Origin of the sequence: Prauserella isguenensis (assembly GCF_014191605.1) — a bacterium.
GTDB classification, from domain to species: Bacteria; Actinomycetota; Actinomycetes; order Mycobacteriales; family Pseudonocardiaceae; genus Prauserella; species Prauserella isguenensis.
In genome coordinates this window covers 99151-123442 of sequence record NZ_JACHWU010000006.1, presented here as the reverse complement: position 1 = coordinate 123442, position 24292 = coordinate 99151, and the positions used below count along the sequence as shown (strand labels likewise).

The following is a 24292-nucleotide window of genomic DNA, read 5'->3' as shown; positions in this document are numbered from 1 at the left end:
GTTATGCCGCCGTCGGGGCCGGAGTGTTGGGACTCGTAGTGGCAGCTCGGCGCGCCCATCCGAGTCGGTGGCCGCCGGCCGAGACCGATCGCGGGCCGGTCGGCCGCCATGACTGAACCCGTCGCCGACGTGCTCGCTCGCGTCGCAGACATCAACGGACGTATCGGCCCGTTGTTAGTGGAGCTGCTGAATCACCCTGATCGAGATGGACGGGCCGACCAGCTGCGAGAGCTTGGCCAGCACCTCGGCGCGCTGTCGGCCGAGGTGTTGACCCGTGCTGCGGAACTCGACGGCCGCATCGTGGAGCCGCCGCAGCGGGTCATCATCGACGTCCAGACCGACAGCTGACCATGATCGGAAGCAGGCCTGCGATGGCGCTCACCGGGCACAGCAGGCCGGGACGCGAGTCCGCAGCGTGTGCGCGCTGTGCTGCTCAACCACCACTACTCGATCGAACATGCTCGCTAGCATGCTCACTTGGGTGCTGGTGAGCATGCTAGCGAGCATGGTGGAGACGCACAGTGCCGGATGACGAGATCGCCGAGGTTGCCGACGCGCTCCGCGTACTTGGCGCCGATGACGCCGGCGCCGAGGCGTAACGCGGCCGACAATCCAACGTGGACAGCCGGACAGCAGGATCCGGCCTTCGACCGGTGTCACCGGTGTCACCGTCAGCCGGTCGGCAGGCGCAATCCGGTGTCGGCGTGGAACGCGTGCACTTCCTCGGGACGGGTGATCGCGACCGTGACGGTCTCACCGAGCTTCGGCGGGGTGCGCCCGTCGGCACGGACGACGAACCGCTCGGCCTGCTTGCCGACACGCACCGTGCCGTGCACGTACGCGTCCGCGCCGAGTTCCTCGACGAGCTCGACCGTCATCGCCGCGCCGTCCTCGCCGGCACCGGCCAGCCGCAACGATTCGGGCCGGACACCGAGAGTCAGGGTGTCACCCGAGGATGCCAACGTGGCGCGCGGCAGCGGAACACTGAGCCCGTCGAGATGTGCACCGCCGTCGCCGACCGCGACCGTCTTCAGGTTCATCGCCGGCGATCCGATGAACCCGGCGACGAACGCGTTGACCGGACGTTCGTACAGGTTGCGCGGGGTGTCGCACTGTTGCAGCGTGCCGTCCTTGAGCACCGCCACCCGATGTCCCATCGTCATAGCTTCGACTTGATCGTGCGTGACGTAGATCGTCGTGGTGCCGAGCCGGTCCTGCAGCGACGCGATGTTGGCCCGCGTCTCGATCCGCAGTTTCGCATCCAAATTGGACAGCGGTTCGTCCATGAGGAACACCGACGGCTCGCGGACGATCGCACGTCCCATCGCGACCCGCTGGCGTTGCCCGCCCGAGAGGGCCTTCGGCTTGCGGTCCAGGTACGGCGTCAGCTCGAGCAGGTCGGCCGCGTGTCGTACCCGTTCAGCGATGGCGGACTTGGACTCTCCCTTGAGCTTCAACGCGAAACTCATGTTCTCGGCGACCGTCATGTGCGGGTACAGGGCATAGGACTGGAACACCATCGCGATGTCACGGTTCTTCGGTGGAACATCGGTGACGTCGCGGTCGTCGATGTGGATGGCTCCCTCGTCGACCTCTTCCAGCCCTGCGAGCATGCGCAGCGCCGTCGACTTTCCCGACCCCGACGGGCCGACCAGTACGAGGAACTCGCCGTCGGCGACCGTCAGGTCCAGCTCGTCGACCGCCCGTACCGGGGGCGAACCCGGATACAGCCGCGATGCACGCCGATAACTGACCTCTGCCATGGAACTCACCCTTCGCCGTGGGCGCCGGACCTCGTCGGCCGACGTCGGATCCGGCCGTGGAACGGCCGCCTGCGGACGTTGTCGCCCGGCCACTCGCCGGAAAAGTCGCACGACACCCGCATGCCGCGCGACACCCGCATGCGGAAGCCGGCCGCCGAACCGCGCCGAACCGGATACCGGTGAGACTGTATACGGCGCCTGAAAGTTTCATGCAAGTCTTGACTTCGCTTGCCGACCAGGTCACTCTCCTGTGCTCGAGGCGTGTCTCAGCGAGGAGAACCCGGGCTCCTCGGCCATCCGCTCCCTGCGAACGCTGGAGGTCTCGTGCGATCCCGCCTGCCCGCAATCCTGTCGACGGTATTACTCACGGCCGGTCTCACCGCCGGAACGGCCGGCCCTGCCGCAGCCGCGCCTCCCGGTGATCCGGACGAGGACGTCATCGCGAACCTGTTCCAATGGAACTGGGACTCGGTCGCGGCCGAGTGCACGAACAACCTGGGACCGAACGGCTTCGGCGGTGTCCAGGTGTCGCCGCCCGCCGAGTCGGCCTCGGTCGAGAACCATCCGTGGTGGGACGTCTATCAGCCCGTCAGCTACGACCTGACCAGCAGACTCGGCGACCGGGCCGACTTCGCGGCCATGGTCGAGGCCTGCGAAACGGCCGGTGTGGACGTCTACGTCGACGCGGTCATCAACCACATGACCGGCCAGGATTCCGGCGGTACCGGCTACGGCGGCACGACGTTCCCCGACAAGTACACCTACGACGGCAGGTACTCGACCGGCGACTTCCACCACTATCCGGACGACTGCCCCAATCCGAGCGGCGAGGTGGAGAACTACGACGACCTCGCCGAGGTGCAGAACTGCGAGCTACTCGGCCTCGCCGACCTCGACACCGGCGACGAGTATGTGCGCGACGAGATCGCGAGTTACCTCAACGACCTGATCTCGATGGGCGTCGACGGCTTCCGCATCGACGCCGCCAAGCACATTCCCGCGGCCGATATCGCGGCAATCGAGAGCCGCCTGAACGGCGATCCCTACGTGTACCAGGAGGTCATCCCGGGTGGCGCGGTGGACCTCGACGATTACCGCCGCAACGGCGACCTGCTCGAGTTCACCTACGGCCGCAAGCTCGCCGAGCAGTTCCGCGGCAACATCTCCGACCTGGAGACCTTCGGCGAGTCGTGGGGCATGCAGCCGAGTGCCGACTCGGTGGCGTTCGTCGACAACCACGACACCGAGCGCGACGGCAGCACCCTGTCGTACAAGGACGGCAGGACCTACCTGCTGGCCAACATCTTCTCGCTGGCCTGGGACCACGGCACGCCGCAGGTGTTCTCCGGGTTCACCTTCTCCGGCCGCGACCAGGCGCCGCCCTCGAACGCCGACGGCACCGTCACCGACGTCGACTGCGGCGACGAGGCGTGGACCTGCACGACCCACGATCCGGCGATCCTCGGCATGGTCGGCTGGCACAACGCCGTCAAGGGAACGCAGGTGCAGAACTGGTGGAGTGACGGGGCGAACCTGATCGCGTTCAACCGCGGTGACAAGGGTTTCGTGACCATCAACAACTCGGACGAGGAGGTCACACGCTGGTTCGACACGGGCCTGCCCGCCGGAACCTACTGCGACGACGTGCACGACGGGTGCCGCAGGTACACCGTCAACGCCGACGGCTGGACGCGGATCACGCTCGAAGCCAAGGACGCCGTCGCCTTCCATCGATGACTGAAAGTTTCTGCAAGTTCTTGCAGGAGCGGTCACCGGCTGATTAACCTCCCGGGTAATTCCGGACCCCACCGGTCTCAATGAGGAGAACCATGACGCGAGCTACACCAGCGACCCGCATGGCGACGGCGTTCGCCGCGGTCACCGCACTGACCCTGGCCGGCTGCGGCGGGGGCGGCGCGGACCAGAGCGACGCCGCAGCGAAGGCGGCCAACGACCCGCAGTCCGTCTCCGGCACCGTCACGTGGTGGGACACCTCGGACGCAACCAACGAGTCGCCGGCCTTCAAGGAACTGGTCAAGCGGTTCGAGAAGAAGTACCCGAAGATCGACGTCGAGTACGTCAACGTGCCCTTCGACGGTGCCGACGACAAGTTCAAGACCGCGGCGCAGTCGGGTGACGGCGCGCCGGACGTGATGCGCGCCGACGTCGGATGGACGCCGACGTTCGCCGCACTCGGGTACCTCCAGCCGCTCGACGGCACGCCCGCGCTCGACGGCGCCGACGACTACCTGCCGACGCCGATGAAGACCAACGAGTACCAGGGCAAGACCTACGGTGTCCCCGAGGTCACCGACACCCTCAGCCTGCTCTACAACAAGGAGCTGTTCGCCGAGGCGGGCGTGCAGGAACCACCGAAGACCTGGGACGAGGTCGAGACGGTGGCGAAGAAGATCGAACGGAAGGTTCCCGGCACCACCGGCATCTTCGTCAACGCCGACTCGTACTTCCTGCTGCCGTTCGTCTACGGCGAGGGCGGCGACGTCGTCGACACCGGCAGCAAGCGCATCACGATCGACAGCCCCGCGATGAAGAGCGCGGTCGAGACCTCGAAGGAGTTGTCGGCCGGCGGTATCGGCACGACCGACACCAGCGCGAACAAGTACACCAACATGCTCGACGGTTTCAAGAGCGGCGACGTCGCCATGATGCTCAACGGGCCGTGGTCGGTGTCGGACATCCTCACCGGCAGCGCGTACGCCGATCCCGACAACCTCGGTGTCGCCACGGTTCCCGGTGGCCCCGAGGGCAGGGGAGGACCCGTCGGCGGCCACAACCTCACGGTGTACGCCGGTTCCCCCGACCTCGCAGCGTCCTACCTGTTCGTGAAGTTCATGAACTCGCCGGAGAGCCAGGCCCTGGTGGCGAAGGAGAACAGCACGCTGCCGACCCGTGAATCCGTCTACGACATGCCGGGCGTCAAGGACAACCAGGTGGTCTCCCAGTTCCAGGAGCCGATGGAGTCGGCGAAACCACGGCCCTCGGCGCCGGGCGCGGGCGACCTCTACGACCTGTTCACGCCCTTCTACGAGCAGATCATGGGTGGCCAGACGCCCGTCTCGGACGGTCTGAAGCAGGCGCAGCGAAAGGCGAAGGGCGCAGTGCCCGGCTTCGAGTCATGACGACATTCACTACCCGCCCGCAGGCCGGGGTGGCGCCGCCGGTGCCGCCACCCCGGCGCCGGGTGCGCGGACTACTGACGCGTCACTGGTACGCGTGGGCCATGGTCACCCCGGTCGTGGTCGTGATCGGCGCACTCGTGATGTTCCCCCTGGTCAAAGGCATCTACCTGTCGTTGACGGATGCCACCGAGATGAACAGCGGCCGCACGATCGGCGTCAACGAGATCCCGGCGACGTACTCGTTCGTCGGGTTCGACAACTACATCGACGTGCTCTCCGGCGCGGACGGTGCGTTCTACTCGCGGCTACTGTGGACGGTCCAGTGGACGGTCGCCTGCGTGACACTGCACTTCACGATCGGTCTCGGGCTCGCATTGCTGCTCAACCGTGCGATGCGGCTGCGCGGGTTGTATCGGATGCTGCTGATCCTGCCGTGGGCCGTGCCGCCGTTCGTCGCGGCGTTCGGCTGGCGGCTCATCCTCAACGAGCAGGGCGGCGTCGCCAACTCGGTACTCGGACTGTTCGGCATCGACGCCGTCAACTGGCTCGGCGAACCGCTGGCGGCCAAGATCTCGGTGATCATGGTGAACGTCTGGCTCGGCGTACCGTTCATGATGGTCGCGCTGCTCGGCGGACTGCAGACCGTGCCGAAGGACCTGTACGAGGCGGCCGAAATGGACGGTGCGACGGCGTGGCAGCAGTTCCGCGCGGTGACGTTGCCGGGCCTGCGGCCGGTATCGGGCACGGTGATCCTGCTCGGCACGATCTGGACGTTCAACCAGTTCCCCGTGATCGCTCTGCTGACCGGCGGCGGCCCGGGAGGATCCACGAACATCCTGGTCACGGAGGCGTATGAGCGCGCGTTCCAAGGCATCCGTGACTACTCGGGCGCCGCGACGTACGGCGCGCTGATCGCCTCGATGCTGGTGGTGTTCGCGTTCTTCTACAAGCGCTGGCTCGCCAAGCAGTCCGAGGAGGTGTTCGGATGAGCACGCGCAGCAGGAAGGCGTCGGCGGGGCTGCACATCACGCTGGTGTTCGCCAGTGTCATCGCCGTGTTCCCCGTGGCGTGGGTGGCACTCACCTCGCTCAAGACCGACCGTGCGACGTGGACCCGGCCGGAGAAGCTCGGCACGCTGGGCGTGTCCAACTACACCCAGGTTCTTGGCGAAACGCGGTTCCTGACCTGGTTCGGCAACTCGCTGGTCGTCGCGGCGGGCACCACCGTGCTCGGCGTGCTGATCGCGGCCAGTGCGGGCTATGCGGCCTCGCGCATGCGGTTCCCGGGCAAGCGTCCTCTCATGTGGACGTTCCTGGTGACGCAGATGTTCCCCGCAGCCGTGCTGATCGTGCCGCTGTACAACGTGATGTCGGATCTCGGCCTGCTCGACTCGTACGGCGGGCTGATCCTCGCACAATGCACGATTGCCGTGCCGTACTGCGCGTGGATGCTCAAGGGCTACTTCGACACGATCCCCGTCTCGATCGACGAGGCGGGCCGCATCGACGGGCTCAGCCCGCTGGGCACATTCTGGCGGCTGATCGTACCGCTGGCCCGGCCCGGTATTTCGGTGACGGTGTTCTACTCGTTCATCACGGCGTGGGGCGAGGTCGCGTTCGCGAGCGTGTTCATGCAGAGCGAGGGTCATTACACGCTGCCGATCGGGATGGCCACGTTCGTCAGTGACTTCAAGGCCGAATGGGGCCTGCTCACCGCCGGTTCGGTGCTCGTGATGCTGCCGGCCGCGGCCGTGTTCTTCCTGGTACAGCGCCATCTGGTCGCCGGTCTCACAGCCGGCGGAGTCAAGAGTTAGGAGATCGATGGATCCGCAGTGGTGGAAACACGCCGTCATCTACCAGGTCTACGTGCGCAGTTTCGCCGACGCGAACGGCGACGGTGTCGGTGACTTGAACGGCGTCCGCTCTCGTCTCGGCTACCTCGCCGACCTGGGCGTCGACGCCGTGTGGCTCACCCCGTTCTACGCCTCGCCGATGGCCGACGGCGGCTACGACGTCGCCGACTACCGCACCGTCGATCCGCTGTTCGGCGACCTCGCCGACGCCGAGGCCCTGATCGGCGAGGCACACGGGCACGGACTGCGCGTCATCGTCGACATCGTGCCCAACCACACGTCGTCGGCGCACCCGTGGTTCCAGGAGGCGTTGCGCTCGGAGCCGGGCTCGGAGGCCCGCGAGCGGTACCTGTTCCGCGACGGCCGTGACGGCGGCCCGCCCAACGACTGGGAGTCGGTGTTCGGCGGTCCGGCGTGGACACAGGTCGCCGACGGCCAGTGGTATCTGCACCTGTTCGACCCCGCCCAGCCGGACCTCAACTGGCAGCACCCCGAGGTGCGTGCCGAGTTCGAGGACATCCTGCGGTTCTGGCTCGACCGCGGCGTCGACGGTATTCGCATCGACGTGGCACACGGGATGGTCAAGGCTCCCGGCCTGCCCGACACCGGGACGAGCGACCAGATCGGGCTGCTCACCAAGGCGGAGTTGCCGTACTTCGACCAGGACGGTGTGCACGAGATCTACCGGCAGTGGCGGAAGATCCTCGACTCGTACGACGGAATGCGCATCGGCGTCGCCGAGGCGTGGGTGCGCAGCGCCGAGCGCATGGCCCGCTACCTGCGTCCGGACGAGCTGCACCAGTCGTTCAACTTCCACTACGCGGAGGCGCAGTGGTCGGCGGCCGAGTTCCGTGAGGTCGTCGACGCCTCGCTCGACGCGGTGGATGCCGTCGGCGCGGCCAGCACGTGGGTGTTGTCCAATCACGACATGCAGCGGCACGTGACCCGGTTCGGCGGTGGGGAGACCGGGCTGCGCAGGGCACGCGCGGCGACGCTGTTCACCCTCGCCCTACCCGGCTCGACGTACCTGTACCAGGGGGAGGAACTGGGCCTTCCCGAGGTCACCGACCTGCCGGAGGAGGTGCTCGCCGATCCGGTGTGGGAGCGCTCCGGCCACACCGACCGCGGCAGGGACGGCTGCCGGGTCCCGCTCCCGTGGTCCGGTGACGCCTCGCCGTTCGGCTTCGGCGGGACGCCGTGGCTGCCGCAGCCGGACCGGTGGGCGGACCTGACGGTCGAGGCACAGCGCGGCGAGCCGGATTCGACGCTCGAACTGTACCGCGAGGCGTTGCGGTTGCGGCGCGGGATTCCCGGCGACGGATTGGTCTGGCTCGAATCCGGTCCGGACGTGTTGGCGTTCCGCAGGGGCGGGTTCACCTGCGCGATCAACTTCGGCTCGGTACCCGCGAGGATCGAGAGTCCGGGACGACTACTGTTGACCAGTACTACATCCGACCCCACCGCCGACCCCACCGTTCTGCCGCCGGAGAGCGCGGCATGGTGGACCGGAGACATCGATGACTGACAAGCCCCTCGACGCCGTGCGCCTCACCGACATCGCCGAGCGAGCGAAGGTCAGTGAGGCCACGGCGAGCCGGGTGGTCAACGGGAAGTCGGGTGTGGCGCCCGCCACACGCCAAGCCGTGCTCACGGCGATGGACGAGCTCGGCTACGAGCGGCCCAGCCGGACCAAGCAGCGCAGTGCCGGGCTCATCGGATTGATCATCCCGGAACTGGACAACCCGATCTTCCCCGCGTTCGCGCAGGTGATCGACCGTACGCTCAGCATGCGCGGATACACGTCGGTGCTGTGCACGCAGACCCCGGGCGGGGCCACGGAGGACGAGTTCGTCGAGACGCTCACGGACCGCGGGGTGTCGGGCATCGTGTTCGTGTCCGGACTGCACGCCGACACCACCGCGAGTCACGCCCGCTACGAAGGGCTCGTGGCGTCCGGGCTGCCGCTGGTGTTCCTCAACGGCTATGCCCAGGACATCGCGGCTCCGTTCTTCTCCGACGACGACGGGGCCGCGGTCGAGCTCGCGCTGGCACACCTGCGCGCGCTCGGGCACGAGCGCATCGGGCTGGCGGTCGGCCCGCAACGGTTCGTTCCCGCGCAGCGCAAGGCGGCCCGGTTCCGGGAGCTGATGGCGCCCACGGTCGGCAGCGAGGAGGACGCGGACGCGCTCGTCGTGCATTCGCTGTTCTCCGTCGAAGGTGGGCATTCGGCCGCGTGGCACCTGCTGGAGCAGGGCTGCACCGCGGTTGTGTGCGGCAGTGATCTCATGGCGCTGGGCGCGATCAGGGCCGCGCGCAAGCGTGGCCTGTCGGTGCCGGGGGACTTCTCCGTGGTCGGCTACGACGACTCGCCGCTGATCGCGTTCGCGGACCCGCCGTTGACGACCGTCCAGCAACAGGTTCCCGCGATGGCCACGGCCGCGGTGCGCACCCTGCTCGACGAGATCGCGGGCGCCAGCGTGCCGACAGGGGAGTACCTCTTCCAGCCCGAGCTCGTCGTGCGCGGTTCGACGGCGGCGAGGACGACCCAGCCCGCGCCGCGGTGATCGGGGACCGGGGGCGCCTTCGACGGGCGGGCGACCCCGGTCGTCGGGGTCATTCCTGGTGCGGCGCCTTGTAGTTCTTCGCGTCCTCCGACTCGAACAACGGCTCGACGTACGTGACGCCACCCTTGACGGAGGCGTCCGGTTTCGCCACGTAGACCTCCCTGGTCGCCGGTGCTCCCGGTGTCGAGAAGTCCAGCTCCGCGACGAGGTCGCCGGTGTCGGCCGAGGTCGTTTCCCGCAGCGCGTCGTGGACGCCGGAACGGGTCATGTCCTTGTTCTCGCACGCCTTCTCCAGCACGCTGCCCCACACCTCGGCGACCGCGTAGCCGTAGGGGACACCCGCGTTCGGCGGCTCGGTGTAGCCTGCGGCGTCGAACTTCTGCGCGACGTCCTTCATCTTCGGGATGTCCGCCGAGAACGGCACGCTGCTGGCCACGACGTAGAGATTGTCGAGGGCACCGGCCGCGAGACTGTTGTGCAGCAACGGATCGAACGTCGGGTTGTTGCCGAGGATCGGCACGTTCAGCCCGAGCGCCTTGTTCGCCGCGGCCACCGACCCGGTCTGCGTCGGCGTCGTGGTCAGCGTGATCGCCTTGACGCCCTGCCCCCGCAGCCCGGTGACCACGTTCGTCAGATCGTTGTCGCTGGAGGTGATCTTGACTTCCTTCAGGTTCAGATCGTGTTGCTTCGCGTAGTACCGAGCGCCCCGCAGCCCGTTGGCGCCGTACTCGCCGTCGATGTAGATGTGACCGATGGTGTCGCCGTCGGCGAGCATGCCCTCGTCCTGCAGATACGACAGCCCGTTGATCATCTCGACGTCGTAGGTGGTCCCCACGACCATCAGGTACGGATTGCTCAGCAGCTCCGAGGACCACGACGTCGGGGTGGTCGTCATCTCGTCGGCTTCGAGGTCCTCGCTCAACGCGCCGTGACCGGCGACCCGACGAGCTGCACCAGCCCGAGCACCTTCGGTTCGATCTGCGGGTACAGGGTCTTCGGGGTGTCGGCCTTGTAGCCGTGGTCGACGATCTCCAGTTTCAGATCGCGCCCGCAGATGCCGCCGTCGGCGTTGGCGTCCTCCACCCACAGCTGGTTGCCGTGCGTGATTCCGGTCGACAGTGCCTTGAACGGGCCGGTCTGGTCGGTCATCACGCCGAGTGTGATGTCGGCATCGGTGACGCCGACATCCGTCGTCACACCGCCCGCCCCTTCGGTGCCGCCGTCGGAACCACCGCCCTTGGTGCCGCACGCGGTCAGTACGAGCGCCGCAGCGCACGCGATCGCCAGTGTTCGTCTCATCTCGGATCCTTTCCACGGCGCGTGAGTCCCGCGATTCGGCGGCCGATCGCCGCCAGGCCCCCCGGTTCGAAGAGCACGACGAGCACGATGGCCGCGCCGTACACGAAAGAGCTGATCAGGATGGGTGTGAAGGCGTTCTCGCCGGTTCCGGTGAACCAGCCGAGATCCGTGGAGTACAGCGCGAGCACCTGCGGCAAGCCGTTGACGTCGACGGTGCCGGGTGTCAGGGGTGCGGTTCCAGGGGCGGGGTGCCGGGGCCGGGGTCGGGGTGCGTCGTCGCCGACGGGCGGGCCGGCGCCGAGCGCGGTAGCTTTGCCGTGCATGCACGAGATGACGCGCGACGAATGGTGGCGGTTCGCGAGCGAAGGGACGCGCACGGGCAAGGTGGGTGTGGTGCGCGCCGACGGCTCGCCGCACGTCACCCCGGTCTGGTTCGTCCTCCACGAGGGCGATGCCGGTGACGAGATCGTGTTCAACACCGGTGCCGAGACGGTGAAGGGCCGGGCGTTGCGCCGCGACCCACGGTTGTCGATGACGGTCGACGACCAGGCCCCGCCATACTCGTACGTGCACGTCACCGCCGAGGCGACGTTGTCCGACGAGCTCGACGAGATGCTCGGCTGGGCGACGACGATCGGCGGTCGCTACATGGGGGACGAGAACGCGGAGGCCTTCGGGAAGCGCAACGCGGTCCCCGGCGAACTGCTCGTCCGCGCCCGCATCAGGAAGGTCGTCGCCCACGCCGAGCTGGCCGACTGAACACGACCGCCGACGCCGCGTCCCACGCGAGGGCCGGCGGTCGCCCTCACTTCGACCGCGACGACCCCGCTATCTTGCGCCGCGCAGTTGCGCGCTGCTCGCCCTCGTCGGAGTCGCTCTTGTCGGAGTCGCCTTCGTCTGAGTCGCCCTGGTCGAGATCGGAGTCGTCGCCGGGGTCGTCGTCGAGTTCGTCCTCGTCCCGGGCCGTCCCGTCCCGGTCCTGCTCCTCGTCGAGCGCTTCCTCGTGGGTCCTGACGACCTCCTCGTCCCGGATCTCGCCGCGCCAGCCCTCGGCCTCGTCCTGGTCGAGGATGGTGCGCGTCATCATGTGGCGCTTGATGTGCTTGAAGTCCGAGCGCACCCGTCGCCCCTGCGCGCGCCAGAGGTTCGCCGTCTTCTCGAAGAAGCCCTGCGGGTGGTATTCGAGGACGAGCAGGATGCGCGTCATCGTCGGCGCGAGCTCATGGAACGTCACGGCGCCGTCGACGTAGCCCTTGGCGCCGGTCGACTTCCACACGATCCGCTCGTCCGGAACCTGTTCGACGATGGTGGATTCCCAGTCCCGGTGGGAGAGGAAGATCTGGGCACGCCACTGGATCTTCTCGTCGGACTCCTGCTCGACCTTCTCCACTTTCCTGGTGAAGCTGGGGTAGTCCTCGAACGTGGTCCACTGGTTGTAGGCGACGCGAAGCGGGAGCCCCACGTCGAACTCCTCGACGATGTTGACGACCTTCACGTTGCCGGTCCCTCCGCTGCCGCCGCTTCCCACGGCTCGTTCGACTTTGTCCTTCGCCCCGCCGATCCCGGCGTTCAGGGCGGCCTTGAGCGGTGATTTGCCTTCTGCCAGGTCTTTCGCACCGGTGAGTGCCGCGGTCAGCCCGGAACCCCCGTTGTCGGCGACGCGGCTCAGCCGGCCGGTCAGGTCGGAGACGGCGTCGGTGATCGAGCCGACCGTCCGCGAGACCACCGCTTCGAGCAGGTCCTGGCCGGCTTCCTTGAGATGCTCCAGCGGCAGCTCTTCCACCATGCCGCGGGCGGATCCTCGTTCGCGCTGTTCGGCGTCACTCATCGCTACCGTCCGATTTTCGCCCGCGGGACGACGAACCCCGCGACGACGAATCCCGCGACGACGAGGCCGCTTTCGGCTTCTTCGGTTTCTTGGGTGCCGCCTCGAGATCGCCCGCCGAGGGCCCACCCGGAGTGGCCGGTTCGCGCGGTGCGCGGGCGCCCGTGCCCGACTTTCCCGACTTGCTCGCCGTGTCGCGGTCCCGCCCGTCGTCGACGGACGACTCCTGCGCTGCTGTGTCGCGGCTGTCGTCGTCCTGTTCGCTCTCGTCGCCCGGAGGTTCCTGTTCGCGTTCGGCTCCTGCTGTTGCCTCCTCGTCGGCGTCGCGCGACGAATCGGCTCGCGGGGAACGGATGTCGGCGGCGCGCTCGGACAGAGTGTCGCTCAGCGAACCGATCTTGTCGCTCGCCGCGGCGACGGCGGCCGCCCTCGCCGCGTCGACGAGGCGGTCGCGCAGCGCACCGAACTCGCCGGTCAGCGCCGATGACGACGTCTCGTCGTCGGCATTGCTCGGCAGCTCCTCGCGGTCGCCCATGCGCCGCCCGGCGAGAACACCTCCCGCCATGAGCGCCAGTTTCATCCGGCGAGTCCGTCCGAGGGCGTAGCCGATCGCCATCGCGGCGGCGACCCGAGGTCCCTGTTTCATCTCGGCCTCCTGCTGGTGAAGGCGCCTCTGCCCGTCGAGAACCCGAGGGCCGTCGAGACCCGAGGGCCACGCCCGCCGGCGGCTCCGCTCCGCCTTCAGGGTCAGACTTACCCCCGGGCATCGGCTGCCAACCACGTCACCGGGAATCGGCCGAGTACAGCCCGCACCGAGCAGCCGCAGGCGTTTCAAGCCGGTGCGCGGAGCCGAACCTAGGAACCGGAAAACCGGGAACGCGGAGCAGGGGTGCTTCCCGATGTCCCGGCGACCGGGCCGAACCTGAGCGTCGGCACCGACATGTCGACGCTTCCGTCGGCGGCGTGGCGAGAGGGGTGGACGGATGGCCGACAGCGACGAGCGACCGCAACAGGACGGCGCGCAACAGGACGGTGGCGGTGCCGAGGGAGCCGGCCCCGGCGCTGAACAGCGACAGCCGGTCACGGCGCGGGCGGGAGGAACCGCACCGCCCGATGTCCACCTCGACGTCCCGGTGGTGAAGGTCGAGGAGATCAGCCTGGAGGTGGAGAACCTTCGCGCGAAGGTGTCCCTGCAGGCCGAGGTGCTCGACCTCCTCAAGCTCAACGTCGGTGTCGACGCCGAGCTCGGACGGGTGGCGCTGCAGATCAAGGGCGTCGAGGCACAGGCGCTGCTCGACGTCCGCCTGGACAACGTCGCAGGCATCCTCGACCGGGTTCTGACGACGATCGACCGCAACCCACAGATCCTCGAACAACTGACCCAAGGCCTCGGCAGGGCCGTTGAAGAGGTCGGTGAGGGCGCGGGATCGGCGGTGGAAGAAATCGGCGAAGGCGCCGGAGGTGCGGTCGAGAACGTCGGCGAGGGGGCCGGATCAGCGGTCAAAGAGGTGGGCGCGGGCGCAGGCGGCGCCGTGGAGCGTGTCGGCGAGGGTGCCGGTGAAGCCGCCGAGAAGGTGGGTGAGGGCGCGGGCGATGCCGCCCGCGCGGTCGGCGAGGGTACCGGCGGGGCGGTCGAGAACGTCGGCGAAGGCGCCGGCGAGACCGTCGAACAGGTGGGCCGCAGCGCGCACCAGCTCGTCGACGGCGACGAGGACGACAGCGAGGACGGCGACGACGAGGACGGCGGCGACGACGAGGACGGCGGCGACGAGGACGACGACGGTGACGACGACGGGGACGACGGCGGCGACGAGGACGGCGACGACGAGGACGGGGACGGGGACGGGGACGGTCGGGGGACCGGCGAGCGGCGAGGCGACCGCGGCTCCTCCGAACGACGTGACGAGCAAGAACCCGAGCGGCGCACGGGAGGCACCCGCCGGGGCTCGTCGTCCGGGTCGCGCAGGCAGCGCGACCGGTCGGAAGGAAGGACCTCGCGCCGGTGACGGGCGACGACCCCGCCGACGTGTCGTTCAGGAGCACCGTGCGGGCCGCGGAGATCACCTTCCTCGACGCGCCCGAAACCCGGGTCGAGTTCAGCGTCGACACCGACGATCGGACGTCGACCTCCGGTAGCAGACGAGTCCGTCTTCCTGACCCGGTCCGTGCGGGTGCGACCTACCGCGACATCCGGATCGACCACTGGATCACGGCGAACTCGGATGTCGACACGTCGATCTGACCGCTCGCGTCATGCGACGCCGTGACGGCAGAGCACTCGCCGACCGGGCCCGGACCGGCGGCGTCGACGGATCACCTCGAACGCTCGAGAACTCTCGTGGCACTCGTCTCCGGGGTGAGTTCGAGTCGGCGCAGCAGCTGCGCGTTGAGCGCGACGACGACGGTGGATGCGGACATGAGGATCGCCCCCACACTCATCGGCAGCAGGAAACCGACGGGCGCGAGCACACCCGCGGCGAGCGGAACCGACACCAGGTTGTATCCGGCAGCCCACCACAGGTTCTGCTTCATCTTCCGGAACGTCGCGCGCGACAGTTCGGCGACCGACAGGACCGACCGCGGATCGGAACTCGCGAGGATCACGCCCGCCGAGCCGATCGCGACATCCGTGCCTGCGCCGATGGCGATGCCCACGTCCGCCTGGGCGAGCGCGGGGGCGTCGTTGACACCGTCGCCGACCATGGCGACCCGGTAGTTCTCCTCCTGGAGTTGCGCGACCTTGGCGGCCTTGTCCTCGGGCCGGACGCCCGCGAACACCCGGTCGATACCGAGTTCCGCCGCGACCGTGTCCGCCACGGCCCGAGCGTCGCCGGTGATCATCACGACCGCGGTGCCTGCGGCGTGCAGGGCGTCGACGGCCTCGCGTGATTCGGGCCTGATCTCGTCGGCGAGACGCAGTGCACCGATGACCTCGCCGTCGGACAGGACGTGGAGGATGATCGCGCCCTCATCGCGCCACCGGTTGGCCACGTCCATCTCCCCGGCTCCGCGCTGTTCGAGCAGGTGCGGGCCACCGACCTCGACCACTGCGCCGTCCACGGTCGCCTGCACCCCGACGGCGGGCGACGAGGAGAAGTCGGACGCCGTGGGAACGGTCAGCTCCCGGGTGCGGGCGGCGCTCACCACGGCCCTCGCGAGCGGGTGCTCGCTGTCGGCCTCGGCAGCGGCGGCGAGGGCCAGTACGTCGCCGGCGTCGCGGCCGCCTGCTGGTTCGATCGCTGTGACGGCGGGCTCGCCCTTGGTCAGCGTGCCGGTCTTGTCGAACAGCACCGCGTCGACGGTGCGCATCGATTCGAGCGCGAGCCGGTCCTTGACGAGCACTCCGCCGCCGGCGGCACGTTCGGTCGCGATGGATACGACCAGCGGGATCGCCAGTCCCAGCGCGTGGGGGCAGGCGATGACCAGCACGGTGATCGTGCGGACGACGGCGTCGTCGGGCAGTCCGGTCAGTGACCAGACGGTTGCCGTGACCGCGGCCGCGCCGAGGGCGAACCAGAACAGCCAGGCCGCAGCGGTGTCGGCGATGCGCTGCGCGCGGGACGACGAGGCCTGCGCGTCGGCGACGAGCTTCCGGATGCCCGCCAGTGCCGTGTCGTCGCCGGTCGCCGTGACCTCGACGCGCACTCCGGAATCGGTGGCGACGGTGCCTGCGACGACGTGGTCGCCGTTCCCGCGCCGCACGGGCCTGGACTCGCCGGTGACCATCGACTCGTCCATCGAGGCCGAACCGTCGGCGATCGTCCCGTCCGCCGGTACCGACGATCCGGGCCGGACGACGACGACGTCCCCGACGGCCAGCTCGGCGGGAGCGACCGTCACCACGCGGTCACCGTCGACCTTCTCGGCCTCGTCCGGCAGCAGCGCGGCGAGGGAATCGAGCGCCGACGTGGTCTGGGCCAGGGAGCGCATCTCCAACCAGTGGCCCAGCAGCATGATGACCACCAGGAGCGCGAGCTCCCACCAGAAGTTCAGCTCGTGGTCGAGGAGGCGCAGGCTGGCGCCCCAGGACGCGATGAAGGCAACCGTGATCGCCAGGGCGATGAGCAGCATCATCCCGGGCGCCCGGGTGCGGATCTCACCCAGGCCGCCGGTGAGGAAGGGCCGTCCGCCCCAGAAGTAGACGACGGTGCCCAGGATCGGCGATACCCACCAGACCCATGCGGCGTCGGGCAGCCGGTAACCGATGAGGTCGGCGAACATGTCATTGAACCCGACCACGGGGACGGCCAGTACGAGCATGGCCCAGAACAACCGCCGGAACTGGCTCACGTGGTGTCCGTGGCCGCCGTGGTGTCCGTGGCCGCCGTGGTCTCCGTGACCGCCGTGGTCTCCGTGACCGGCGTGATCACCGTCCTGGGTGGCCGTGTTGTCGCCGTGTCCTCCGTCCTCGGACCCCTGGCCCCTGTGTGGGTCGGGCTCGTGGTGGTGCCCGTGGTCCGGCGCCTCGGGCGACCGCGTCGAGGGGTCGTGCCTCATGGCCGTCACTTCCTTCGGTGTCCTCATCGAGGGTGGTACGAGGGCGCAGACCCCGCAGTGGTCGCGCCCGGGCCGTCGTGCCCCTGTGCCGTACCTGGCGCTCGTATCAGCGCGACTCCTATACCCTATACCCCTAGGGGGTAGTAAGCCAGTAGTAGTCGTGCCGACTCGCAGCTGACCGGCGCGTGGCGGTGGAGAATCGTGATGGTCGGCCGAGAGCCCGGCGGGTGGGCGCTGCCTGCTGGCCCGGTTGCGGCCTCGGTCGGGTGCTCGTCGAGGATGGCGCCATGGCTCATCCCGCGTCGCGGAGGCGGAAGCCGCTCACCGCTGCCGTCTCGGCCCTGATCGCCGGACTCGTACTCGTGGGTTGTTCCGGCCCGGGTCCGGAGTCCGTGCCGCCGGCCGACTCCCGCAGCGCTGCCGGCGGTGGACTGCTCGCCGAACACGAACTATCCGGACTCGAGACCCCCGAGGTCATCGAGCGGCTGGACCGGATGCACGTCGACGACCGCCCGTCCGGCCTGCTCGCCTCCGTGCGGCCCGACGCGCTCGTCCTGAGCGACGAACAAGAACGCTCGGTGCAGCTGCCGATGCCCGACGGCGAGGTGTATGTCTCGGTCGCCCCCTACCGGCAGCAGACCCACGAGTGTCATTTCCACAGCCTGACCACGTGCCGGGGCGAGCTCGGCAACGAGGCGGTCCGCGTCGTGCTCACCGGTCCGGGCGGCGAGGTACTCGTCGACGAGACCCGGAAGACCTTCGACAACGGCTTCGTCGGCCTGTGGGTGCCCCGGGGTATCGAGGCGAAGCTGACGATCGAGCACGAGGGTCGGGCCGGAACCGCGCGCATCGCGACGCGCAGCGGCGACGATCCGACCTGCATCACCGATCTGCGGCTGGCCTGAGCGTGCCCGGGCCGTCCGAGGTTCCGGAGGCGTGACGGGATCCGCCGGGGCTGCGGAGTTGTCAGCTCGTCGGGAGCTCGGCGCCCGCGGGGACGGTCAGCGTGTCGCCGAGGTAGCGGTCGAGGCCCCCGAGCACGTATGCGGCCCAGCAGTGCCGCTCGTGGTCGACGACGTGCAGGCGTATCGAGTGGTGCCGCCGTGGGTGCGCGGGTGACGGTGATTCCCGGATGACGGCGATCGAGGGTGGCAGGAACGGCTCACCGCGGGGCGCGCGCCAGGTAGACGGTGCTGGTCGCCTCGCGGCGCTGGAGGGGGTTGTCGAAGGTGACGACCTCCGCGGTGACGTCCGTGAACTGCCCGGCGAGCGTCGCGGTGAACTCGTCGTCGGGCGGGTCGTTGGACCAGAGCGCGAACACACCGTCGGGGCACAGCCGCGCGCGGAGGGCGGCGAGCCCGTCGGGCAGGTAGAAGCCGGCGTGGCTCGGGTCCAGCACGTGCCGCGGCGAGTGGTCGATGTCGACGACGACGGCGTCGAATCGGCGGCCTGGCTCCTCCGGATCGAGTCCCTGGCCGGAGGCGACCATGGCGAAGAAGTCGCCGTGGACGAACCGGCACCGGGGATCGGCGGTGAGTTGCGGACCTGCCGGGAGCAGGCCGCGTTCGTGCCAGTCGATCACCGGCGCGAGGGCGTCGACCACGATCAGGGAGCGCACCCTCTCGTCGGCCAGTACCGCCTGCGCGGTGCAGCCGAGTCCGAGTCCGCCGACGGCCACGTCGAGGTCCGTCCCGTCGAGCTTCGAGACGGCGCGGCTGCCCAGTTCGGTCTCCGACACGGTGAACAGGCTGGACATCAGGAACTCGTCGTCGAGTTTGATCTCGTGGACATCGCGGTCGAGCGTGGGGTCGCGGCGGACGCGCAGCGACAGCTCGCCGATCGGCGTCTGTTGCCAGTCGAGTTCCTTGAAGCGCATGGTCACGTGCTCACCTTCGGTTGCGGGTCGAGTTCTGGCTTTCGGTGCCCGAACGCCCGAACCCGTCAGTGTGCCCCGCTGAGGTTGCCCGCCAGCGTGGCGTGCCGCTTCTCGCTGTCGTCGTTCATGCCGGTGATCGTGACGGTGGTGCCACGGGCCTCGTACTTCGTCGTGACGGCGTCGAGCGAGGCGACCGTGGAGGCGTCCCAGACGTGCGCGTCGGAGAGGTCGATGACGACGTTCGACGGATCGCCCGCGTAGTCGAACTGGAACACCAGGTCGTTGCTCGAGGCGAAGAACAGCTGCCCCGTGACGTGGTAGATCCTCGTCGTGCCGTCGGGGTCGAGCACGCTCTCCACCGACACCAGGTGCGCGACCCGGCGGGCGAACAGCACCATCGCCACCAGGACGCCGACGACCACGCCGATGGCGAGGTTGTGGGTCGCGACGGTCACGCCGACGGTCGCCACCATGACGGTGGTCTCGCTCTTCGGCATCCGCATCAGCGTCTTCGGGTGGACGCTGTGCCAGTCGAACGTGCCGATCGCCACCATGATCATCACGCCGACCAGTGCCGCCATCGGGATGAGCCCGACGATCTGGCCGAGCGCCACGACGAGGATCAGCAGGAACAGACCCGCGAGGAACGTCGAGGCGCGGGTGCGGGCTCCCGACTTCACGTTGATCATCGTCTGGCCGATCATCGCGCAGCCGCCCATGCCGCCGAAGAAGCCGGTGACGATGTTGGCGATGCCCTGGCCCCACGACTCGCGGGTCTTGTCGGAGTGCGTGTCGGTGATGTCGTCGACGAGCTTGGCCGTCATCAGCGACTCCATGAGCCCGACGAGGGCCATGGCGAAGGCGTACGGCGCGATGATCGTGAGCGTCTCGAAGGTGAACGGCACGGCGGGGACACCGAGGATCGGCAGGCTGTCGGGCAGGTCACCCTGGTCGCCGACCGTCGGCACGGCGACGCCTGCGCTCACGGTGAAGACGGTGAGCACGACGATCGCCACCAACGGCGCCGGGACAACCTTGGTGAGCTTGGGCAGTCCGACCATGATCGCCAGGCCGACGGCGAGCAGCGGGTAGACCTGCCACGGCACGTTCACGAGATACGGCAGCTGTGCGGTGAAGATGAGGATCGCCAGCGCGTTGACGAAGCCGACCATGACGCTGCGCGGCAGGAACCGCATCAGCCGCGCGACTCCGGCCCCCGCCAACAGCACTTGCAGCAGTCCGCCCAGGACGACGGCCGCGAACAGGTACTCGACCCCGTACTCGCGCGCCAGCGGTGCGACGACGAGCGCGATCGCGCCGGTGGCGGCGGAGATCATGGCCGGCCTGCCGCCGGTGAAGGCGATCGCGACCGCCATGGTGAACGACGCGAACAGGCCGATGCGGGGGTCGACCCCGGCGATGATCGAGAAGGACACGGCTTCGGGGATCAGGGCCAGGGCGACGACCAGTCCGGACAGTGCCTCGGTGCGCAGGATGCGCGGCGACAGCCAAGCCGGGCGGCCGAGTTTCGGGCGCAGGGCAGCAGGAAGTGACATCAGCGTCTTTCGTCAGAAGGTGTGCGGCGAAAAGGGCGAGAGGGAGCCGCGTCGATGGGGCTCGTACCGAACTTCGAATACTCTACCGTTACGTAAGGGAAGTCTTGTGCGGAATGTGATCCAGGTCCCGGCGGGTGACCGCGGAGAAGCGGCACCGGTACATCGGTAGCCTCGTGATGACGCGGTCGCATACGGGCGCGAAGCCGTGGCGGGCCGAGGACGCGGCCGAGGAAGGGGTGTGGTGTGGCCGAGCACATGCAGATCGGCGAGGTGGCCGAGCGCACGGGGCTGTCGCTGCGCACCATCCGTTACTACGAGGAGGTCGGCCTCGTCGTACCCAGCGCGCGCAGCCAGGGCGGCTTCCGGCTGTACAACGAGCCGGACGTGGACCGCCTGTTGCTGATCATGCGCATGAAGCCGCTCGGGTTCCAGCTCGACGAGATGCGTGAGCTGCTCGCCATCCTCGACGCCGCTCCCGGGGAGCAGGTTCCGGACGGGGAGGGACGGCTCCGCGAGTTCGCAGCGATCGCGGAACAGCGATGCGCCGAGCTGCGGGCCCGGCTCAGCAACGCCGAGGAGTTCGCCGGCATGCTCCGTGGGCGCCTCGACGAACTCGCCCGTCCACGGTCGTAGTCCGGCCGTGCGCCATTGGTCTACTTCGGACTCGGCGAGGGGCCGAGGAAACCGTCCTGGGGCGGGGTGGACCGACCCGCCGCCTCGCCTCAGTTCACCGGTGAGCGGCGTTCGAGGAGAACCGTGTCGTGCCACCGGCCGTCGCGCCGGGCGATGCGTTCGCGCACGCCCACGGTGCGGTAGCCCGCCGCGTGGTGCAGGGCGACGGCCGCGCGGTTCTGTGTGAAGACCGACGTCTGCAGGGTCCACAGTCCGGCGTCGTCGGCTTCCATGACCTGCTTGTACAGCAACGCCTTCCCGATTCCGCGGCCGCGGTGACTCTCTCCGATGTAGACGGACGTCTCCGCCACGCCCGCGTGGTATTCGCTCGACGACACCGGCGTCGCGGCGGTCCAGCCGACGACCTCGCCGTCGAGCTCGGCGACCCAGCGGTGATCCGGCAGCCACGTGGCGTCGAGGTGTGCCACGCCCGGGACGGCCGTCTCGAACGTCGCGATGCCGGAGGCGATGCCTTCGCCGTAGATCCGCCGTACCGCGGGCCAGTCCTCGTCGCGCAGCGCGCGCACGGTGACGTCGGCAGGAAGGTCGTCCGGGCAGCAGGGCCGCGGACCCAGTGCGCCCATGACGGCGTCCGCGGCGTGGGGGAGTCCGCTGCAGCACGCCTCGTTGATGGTGACGACCGTGCTCGTGCCCTCCTTGTGGGTCTCGACGAACCCCACGTCGGCGAGTTTGCGCACGTGGAACGAGCACGTCGACTGGCTCGTCCCGAGTAGCTCGGTGAGCGACCCCACGGTGATGCCCTTCGGGCTAGTGGCGACCGCGTGTAGGAGCCGCACCCGTACGGGCTCCGCGAGGCACGAGAACCACTCCGCGTAGGTGCTCGCGTCCGCGGTGGGCAGGACCTGGGCTTGGCGCAGCGCGATCGGCATGCCGCCAGTGTATCGATGCCCGTCGATGGTTGCTTTCATCGACCGTCGTCGATACTCTCGGCCCTATTCGATCGATATGCATCGATGAAACTGCCGGGCGAGGAAAGGTGATGACAGTGTCCGAGAAGGACGAGGCGCCGGTCGTCGTGGTCGGGGCGGGCCCGATCGGTCTGGCGGCCGCCGCGGAGCTGCTGCACCGGGGAGCCGAGCCGCTCGTCCTCGAGCGCGGGCGACAGGCAGGCGCCGCCGTGGCCGAATGGGGCCACGTGCGGCTGTTCTCCCGCTGGGCCGAGGTCGTCGCACCGTCGGCGCGGCGACTGCTCGAGGCCCGCGGGTGGCGTGGCCCGGACGACGACGCGTATCCGACCGGGGCGCAGTGGGCCGCCGACTACCTGCGGCCGCTCGCGGCGGCACTGGGTGGGCGCGTGCGCTTCGGCGCCGAGGTCACCGGCGTCGCACGGCGCGGCCGAGACCGCGTGGTGGACGCGGGCCGCGACACGGAACCGCTCACCGTCCACGTCCGGACCTCCGGCGGCGAGGAGCGGATCACGGCGCGGGCGCTGATCGACGCCTCCGGAACCTGGCACACACCGAACCCGCTCGGCGGCGACGGCCTCCCTGCCGCAGGCGAACGAGACGCCGCCGACCGGATCACCCACCAGCTGCCGGATCTGAGCGACCTGCAGCTGCGGCAGCGCTACGCCGGACGGCACGTCGTCGTCGCGGGCAGCGGTCACTCGGCACTGACCGCGCTGATCGTGTTCGACGAACTCGCGGCCGAGCGGCCGGACACCCGTATCACGTGGCTGCTGCGCCGCGGCCGGTTCGGCGACACCTTCGGTGGCGGCGCCGCCGACCAGTTGCCTGCGCGCGGCGCGCTGGGCAACCGTGCGCGGGCCGCCGTCGAGGCGGGGCGCATCGCCGTCGAGACGGGCTTCCGGACCGACGTCGTCGAACGCGATGGCCACGGCAGGCTGCGGCTGGCCACCGTGGACGGACGACGCGTGTCCGATGTCGACGAGGTCGTGGTATGCACCGGGTTCCGCCCCGACCTGTCGTGGTTGTCCGAGGTGCGGCTCGACCTCGACACCACGCTGCAGGCTCCCGTGCGGCTGGCACCGCTGATCGACCCGAACGTGCACTCCTGCGGCACCGTCTACCCGCACGGCGCGGCGGAACTCGGCCATCCGGAGCCCGGCGTGTACCTGGCGGGCATGAAGAGCTACGGGCGGGCACCGACGTTCCTCGCGATGACGGGCTACGAACAGGTCCGCAGTATCGCCGCCGAACTCGCGGGCGACCCCGAGTCCGCCCGCCGGGTCGAACTCACCCTCCCCGACACCGGTGTCTGCGGTGGTTCGGGCCTCTTCGACCAGCAGGCCGACGGGCATGTGGGGGAGCAGCCGGACGAGGGGACCGGCGGGTGCTGCGGAGCGCCCGCCGAGACCGCCGCGTCGGCTCCGGCTACGCGCTGAACCCGGCCTGGGGCGGCCGGGCGGGGCGAACGCCGGCGGCCGCCGATCTCTGCAACCCGAGAGAAGGGAACGTGGTGTGAACGCGCGCGTACGCGAAAGGGCTCGACGTCGACATCCGGGCCGGCCACCGCGTCGAACAGGTCCGGCGGGAGGGAACGCGCTTCCGCGTCGACACCGGAGACGGCGTGACCGTGGAGACGCCCCTCGTCGTCGCGGCCACGGGCGCGTTCGGCAGGCCGTACCGGCCTGACCTTCCCGGTCTGGGCTCGTTCACCGGCACCGTCCTGCACGCCGCCGACTACCGGGAACCCACCGCGTACGACGGCGCCCGCGTCGTCGTCGTGGGAGGGGCGAACTCCGCCGTGCAGATCGCCGTGGAGCTCGCCGACCACGCGCGGGTGAGTCTGGCGACCCGGAGGCCGGTGACGTTCGCACCACGGCTCATCGCCGGCAGGGACGTGCATTTCTGGTCCGTCGTCAGCGGATTCGACCACCTGCCGATCGGCCACCTCGTACGCAACCCGCCGGGCATGCCGGTCAACGACGACGGCCGCTATCGCCGGGCCGTCGACGCGGGCGAGCCCGACCGGAGGCCCGTGTTCACCGGCATCGACGGAGACCGGGTCACGTGGCAGGACGGAACCAGCGAACCGGTCGACGTCATCATTCTGGCCACCGGGTACCGCCCCGAACTGTCGTATCTGGATTCACTCGGTGCGCTCGACGGCCACGGCCTGCCGCGTCAGAAACGCGGCGTGTCAACGACCCACCTGGGGCTGGGATACGTCGGGTTGGAGTGGCAGCGCAGCTTCGCGTCGGCGACGTTGCGCGGGGTCGGTCGCGATGCCCGGTACGTCACCCGCCGGCTGCTCCGCGGGTGACC

The 24292-nt window shown here is 69.3% G+C and carries 21 protein-coding genes and 3 pseudogenes; 15 read left to right on the top strand and 9 right to left on the bottom strand.

What is annotated here, in order from left to right; all coding sequences use genetic code 11:
* Positions 1-108 precede the first annotated feature (108 nt).
* A complete protein-coding gene (locus FHS23_RS20075) occupies positions 109-348 on the top strand; it encodes a hypothetical protein (RefSeq protein ID WP_183658371.1) in 240 nt (79 codons plus the stop codon).
* Between the two features lie 323 nt (positions 349-671).
* Here the strand turns inward: FHS23_RS20075 and FHS23_RS20070 are convergent, their stop codons facing one another.
* The gene (locus FHS23_RS20070; RefSeq protein ID WP_183658368.1) at positions 672-1763 is read right to left on the bottom strand and encodes an ABC transporter ATP-binding protein; all 1092 of its coding nucleotides are present in this window, start codon (positions 1761-1763) and stop codon (positions 672-674) included.
* A 324-nt stretch (positions 1764-2087) separates the two neighbouring features.
* On the opposite strand from FHS23_RS20070, the gene FHS23_RS20065 reads away from it, so the two are divergent.
* From FHS23_RS20065 to FHS23_RS20040, 6 genes are all read left to right on the top strand, one after another.
* On the top strand, positions 2088-3500 hold the full coding sequence (locus FHS23_RS20065) for an alpha-amylase (RefSeq protein ID WP_343054130.1): 1413 nt from the start codon (positions 2088-2090) through the stop codon (positions 3498-3500).
* A 92-nt stretch (positions 3501-3592) separates the two neighbouring features.
* On the top strand, positions 3593-4903 hold the full coding sequence (locus FHS23_RS20060) for an extracellular solute-binding protein (protein WP_246382494.1): 1311 nt from the start codon (positions 3593-3595) through the stop codon (positions 4901-4903).
* Positions 4900-5892, top strand: a complete 993-nt coding sequence (locus FHS23_RS20055) for a carbohydrate ABC transporter permease (RefSeq protein ID WP_183658365.1) — start codon at positions 4900-4902, stop codon at positions 5890-5892. Before FHS23_RS20060 ends, FHS23_RS20055 begins: the two co-directional genes overlap by 4 nt.
* Positions 5889-6716 carry a sugar ABC transporter permease gene (locus FHS23_RS20050; RefSeq protein ID WP_183658362.1) on the top strand — a complete coding sequence of 276 codons (828 nt, stop codon included), beginning with the start codon at positions 5889-5891 and terminating at the stop codon, positions 6714-6716. Before FHS23_RS20055 ends, FHS23_RS20050 begins: the two co-directional genes overlap by 4 nt.
* Before the next feature lie 7 nt (positions 6717-6723).
* Positions 6724-8280, top strand: a complete 1557-nt coding sequence (locus tag FHS23_RS20045) for a glycoside hydrolase family 13 protein (protein ID WP_183658359.1) — start codon at positions 6724-6726, stop codon at positions 8278-8280.
* On the top strand, positions 8273-9319 hold the full coding sequence (locus FHS23_RS20040; protein WP_183658355.1) for a LacI family DNA-binding transcriptional regulator: 1047 nt from the start codon (positions 8273-8275) through the stop codon (positions 9317-9319). Before FHS23_RS20045 ends, FHS23_RS20040 begins: the two co-directional genes overlap by 8 nt.
* 49 nt (positions 9320-9368) lie before the next feature.
* On the opposite strand, the pseudogene FHS23_RS20035 reads toward FHS23_RS20040, so the two are convergent.
* Positions 9369-10468 (bottom strand): annotated as a pseudogene (locus tag FHS23_RS20035) (ABC transporter substrate-binding protein).
* A 146-nt stretch (positions 10469-10614) separates the two neighbouring features.
* A pseudogene (locus FHS23_RS20030) lies at positions 10615-10836 on the bottom strand (branched-chain amino acid ABC transporter permease); the annotation flags it as partial.
* 103 nt (positions 10837-10939) lie between these two features.
* On the opposite strand from FHS23_RS20030, the gene FHS23_RS20025 reads away from it, so the two are divergent.
* Positions 10940-11377: a PPOX class F420-dependent oxidoreductase gene (locus FHS23_RS20025; RefSeq protein WP_183658351.1), complete on the top strand. Its 438-nt coding sequence runs from the start codon at positions 10940-10942 to the stop codon at positions 11375-11377.
* Between the two features lie 46 nt (positions 11378-11423).
* Here the strand turns inward: FHS23_RS20025 and FHS23_RS20020 are convergent, their stop codons facing one another.
* Complete coding sequence (locus FHS23_RS20020; protein WP_246382493.1) at positions 11424-12446, bottom strand: SRPBCC family protein; 1023 nt, start codon at positions 12444-12446, stop codon at positions 11424-11426.
* Positions 12439-13089 carry a hypothetical protein gene (locus FHS23_RS20015; protein ID WP_183658348.1) on the bottom strand — a complete coding sequence of 217 codons (651 nt, stop codon included), beginning with the start codon at positions 13087-13089 and terminating at the stop codon, positions 12439-12441. Before FHS23_RS20015 ends, FHS23_RS20020 begins: the two co-directional genes overlap by 8 nt.
* Positions 13090-13426: 337 nt before the next feature.
* Between FHS23_RS20015 and FHS23_RS20010 the strand changes: the two genes are divergently transcribed.
* Both FHS23_RS20010 and FHS23_RS20005 read left to right on the top strand, forming a co-directional pair.
* The gene (locus FHS23_RS20010) at positions 13427-14449 is read left to right on the top strand and encodes a hypothetical protein (protein ID WP_183658345.1); all 1023 of its coding nucleotides are present in this window, start codon (positions 13427-13429) and stop codon (positions 14447-14449) included.
* Positions 14446-14685, top strand: a complete 240-nt coding sequence (locus FHS23_RS20005; RefSeq protein WP_183658342.1) for a hypothetical protein — start codon at positions 14446-14448, stop codon at positions 14683-14685. Before FHS23_RS20010 ends, FHS23_RS20005 begins: the two co-directional genes overlap by 4 nt.
* 71 nt (positions 14686-14756) lie before the next feature.
* On the opposite strand, the gene FHS23_RS20000 is transcribed toward FHS23_RS20005, so the two are convergent.
* Positions 14757-16733, bottom strand: a complete 1977-nt coding sequence (locus FHS23_RS20000) for a heavy metal translocating P-type ATPase (protein WP_343054129.1) — start codon at positions 16731-16733, stop codon at positions 14757-14759.
* 494 nt (positions 16734-17227) lie between these two features.
* Here FHS23_RS20000 and FHS23_RS19995 point away from each other — a divergent pair, with 494 nt between their 5' ends.
* Positions 17228-17845: a CueP family metal-binding protein gene (locus FHS23_RS19995; protein ID WP_183658337.1), complete on the top strand. Its 618-nt coding sequence runs from the start codon at positions 17228-17230 to the stop codon at positions 17843-17845.
* A 31-nt stretch (positions 17846-17876) separates the two neighbouring features.
* Positions 17877-18059, top strand: a complete 183-nt coding sequence (locus FHS23_RS19990) for a hypothetical protein (RefSeq protein ID WP_183658335.1) — start codon at positions 17877-17879, stop codon at positions 18057-18059.
* Positions 18060-18102: 43 nt separating this feature from the next.
* On the opposite strand, the gene FHS23_RS19985 is transcribed toward FHS23_RS19990, so the two are convergent.
* Both FHS23_RS19985 and FHS23_RS19980 read right to left on the bottom strand, forming a co-directional pair.
* On the bottom strand, positions 18103-18816 hold the full coding sequence (locus FHS23_RS19985; RefSeq protein WP_221219882.1) for a polyamine aminopropyltransferase: 714 nt from the start codon (positions 18814-18816) through the stop codon (positions 18103-18105).
* A gap of 65 nt (positions 18817-18881) precedes the next feature.
* A complete protein-coding gene (locus FHS23_RS19980; RefSeq protein ID WP_183658331.1) occupies positions 18882-20372 on the bottom strand; it encodes a SulP family inorganic anion transporter in 1491 nt (496 codons plus the stop codon).
* Positions 20373-20615: 243 nt separating this feature from the next.
* On the opposite strand from FHS23_RS19980, the gene FHS23_RS19975 reads away from it, so the two are divergent.
* Positions 20616-21005 (top strand): MerR family transcriptional regulator, encoded by a 390-nt coding sequence (locus tag FHS23_RS19975; RefSeq protein ID WP_343054128.1) that lies wholly within the window; start codon positions 20616-20618, stop codon positions 21003-21005.
* An 89-nt stretch (positions 21006-21094) separates the two neighbouring features.
* On the opposite strand, the gene FHS23_RS19970 is transcribed toward FHS23_RS19975, so the two are convergent.
* Positions 21095-21934, bottom strand: a complete 840-nt coding sequence (locus FHS23_RS19970) for a helix-turn-helix domain-containing GNAT family N-acetyltransferase (RefSeq protein WP_246382492.1) — start codon at positions 21932-21934, stop codon at positions 21095-21097.
* Positions 21935-22044: 110 nt separating this feature from the next.
* Between FHS23_RS19970 and FHS23_RS19965 the strand changes: the two genes are divergently transcribed.
* On the top strand, positions 22045-23409 hold the full coding sequence (locus FHS23_RS19965) for an NAD(P)-binding domain-containing protein (protein WP_183658324.1): 1365 nt from the start codon (positions 22045-22047) through the stop codon (positions 23407-23409).
* Between the two features lie 95 nt (positions 23410-23504).
* Positions 23505-24290, top strand: a pseudogene (locus tag FHS23_RS19960) (flavin-containing monooxygenase); the annotation flags it as partial.
* Positions 24291-24292: the final 2 nt, after the last annotated feature.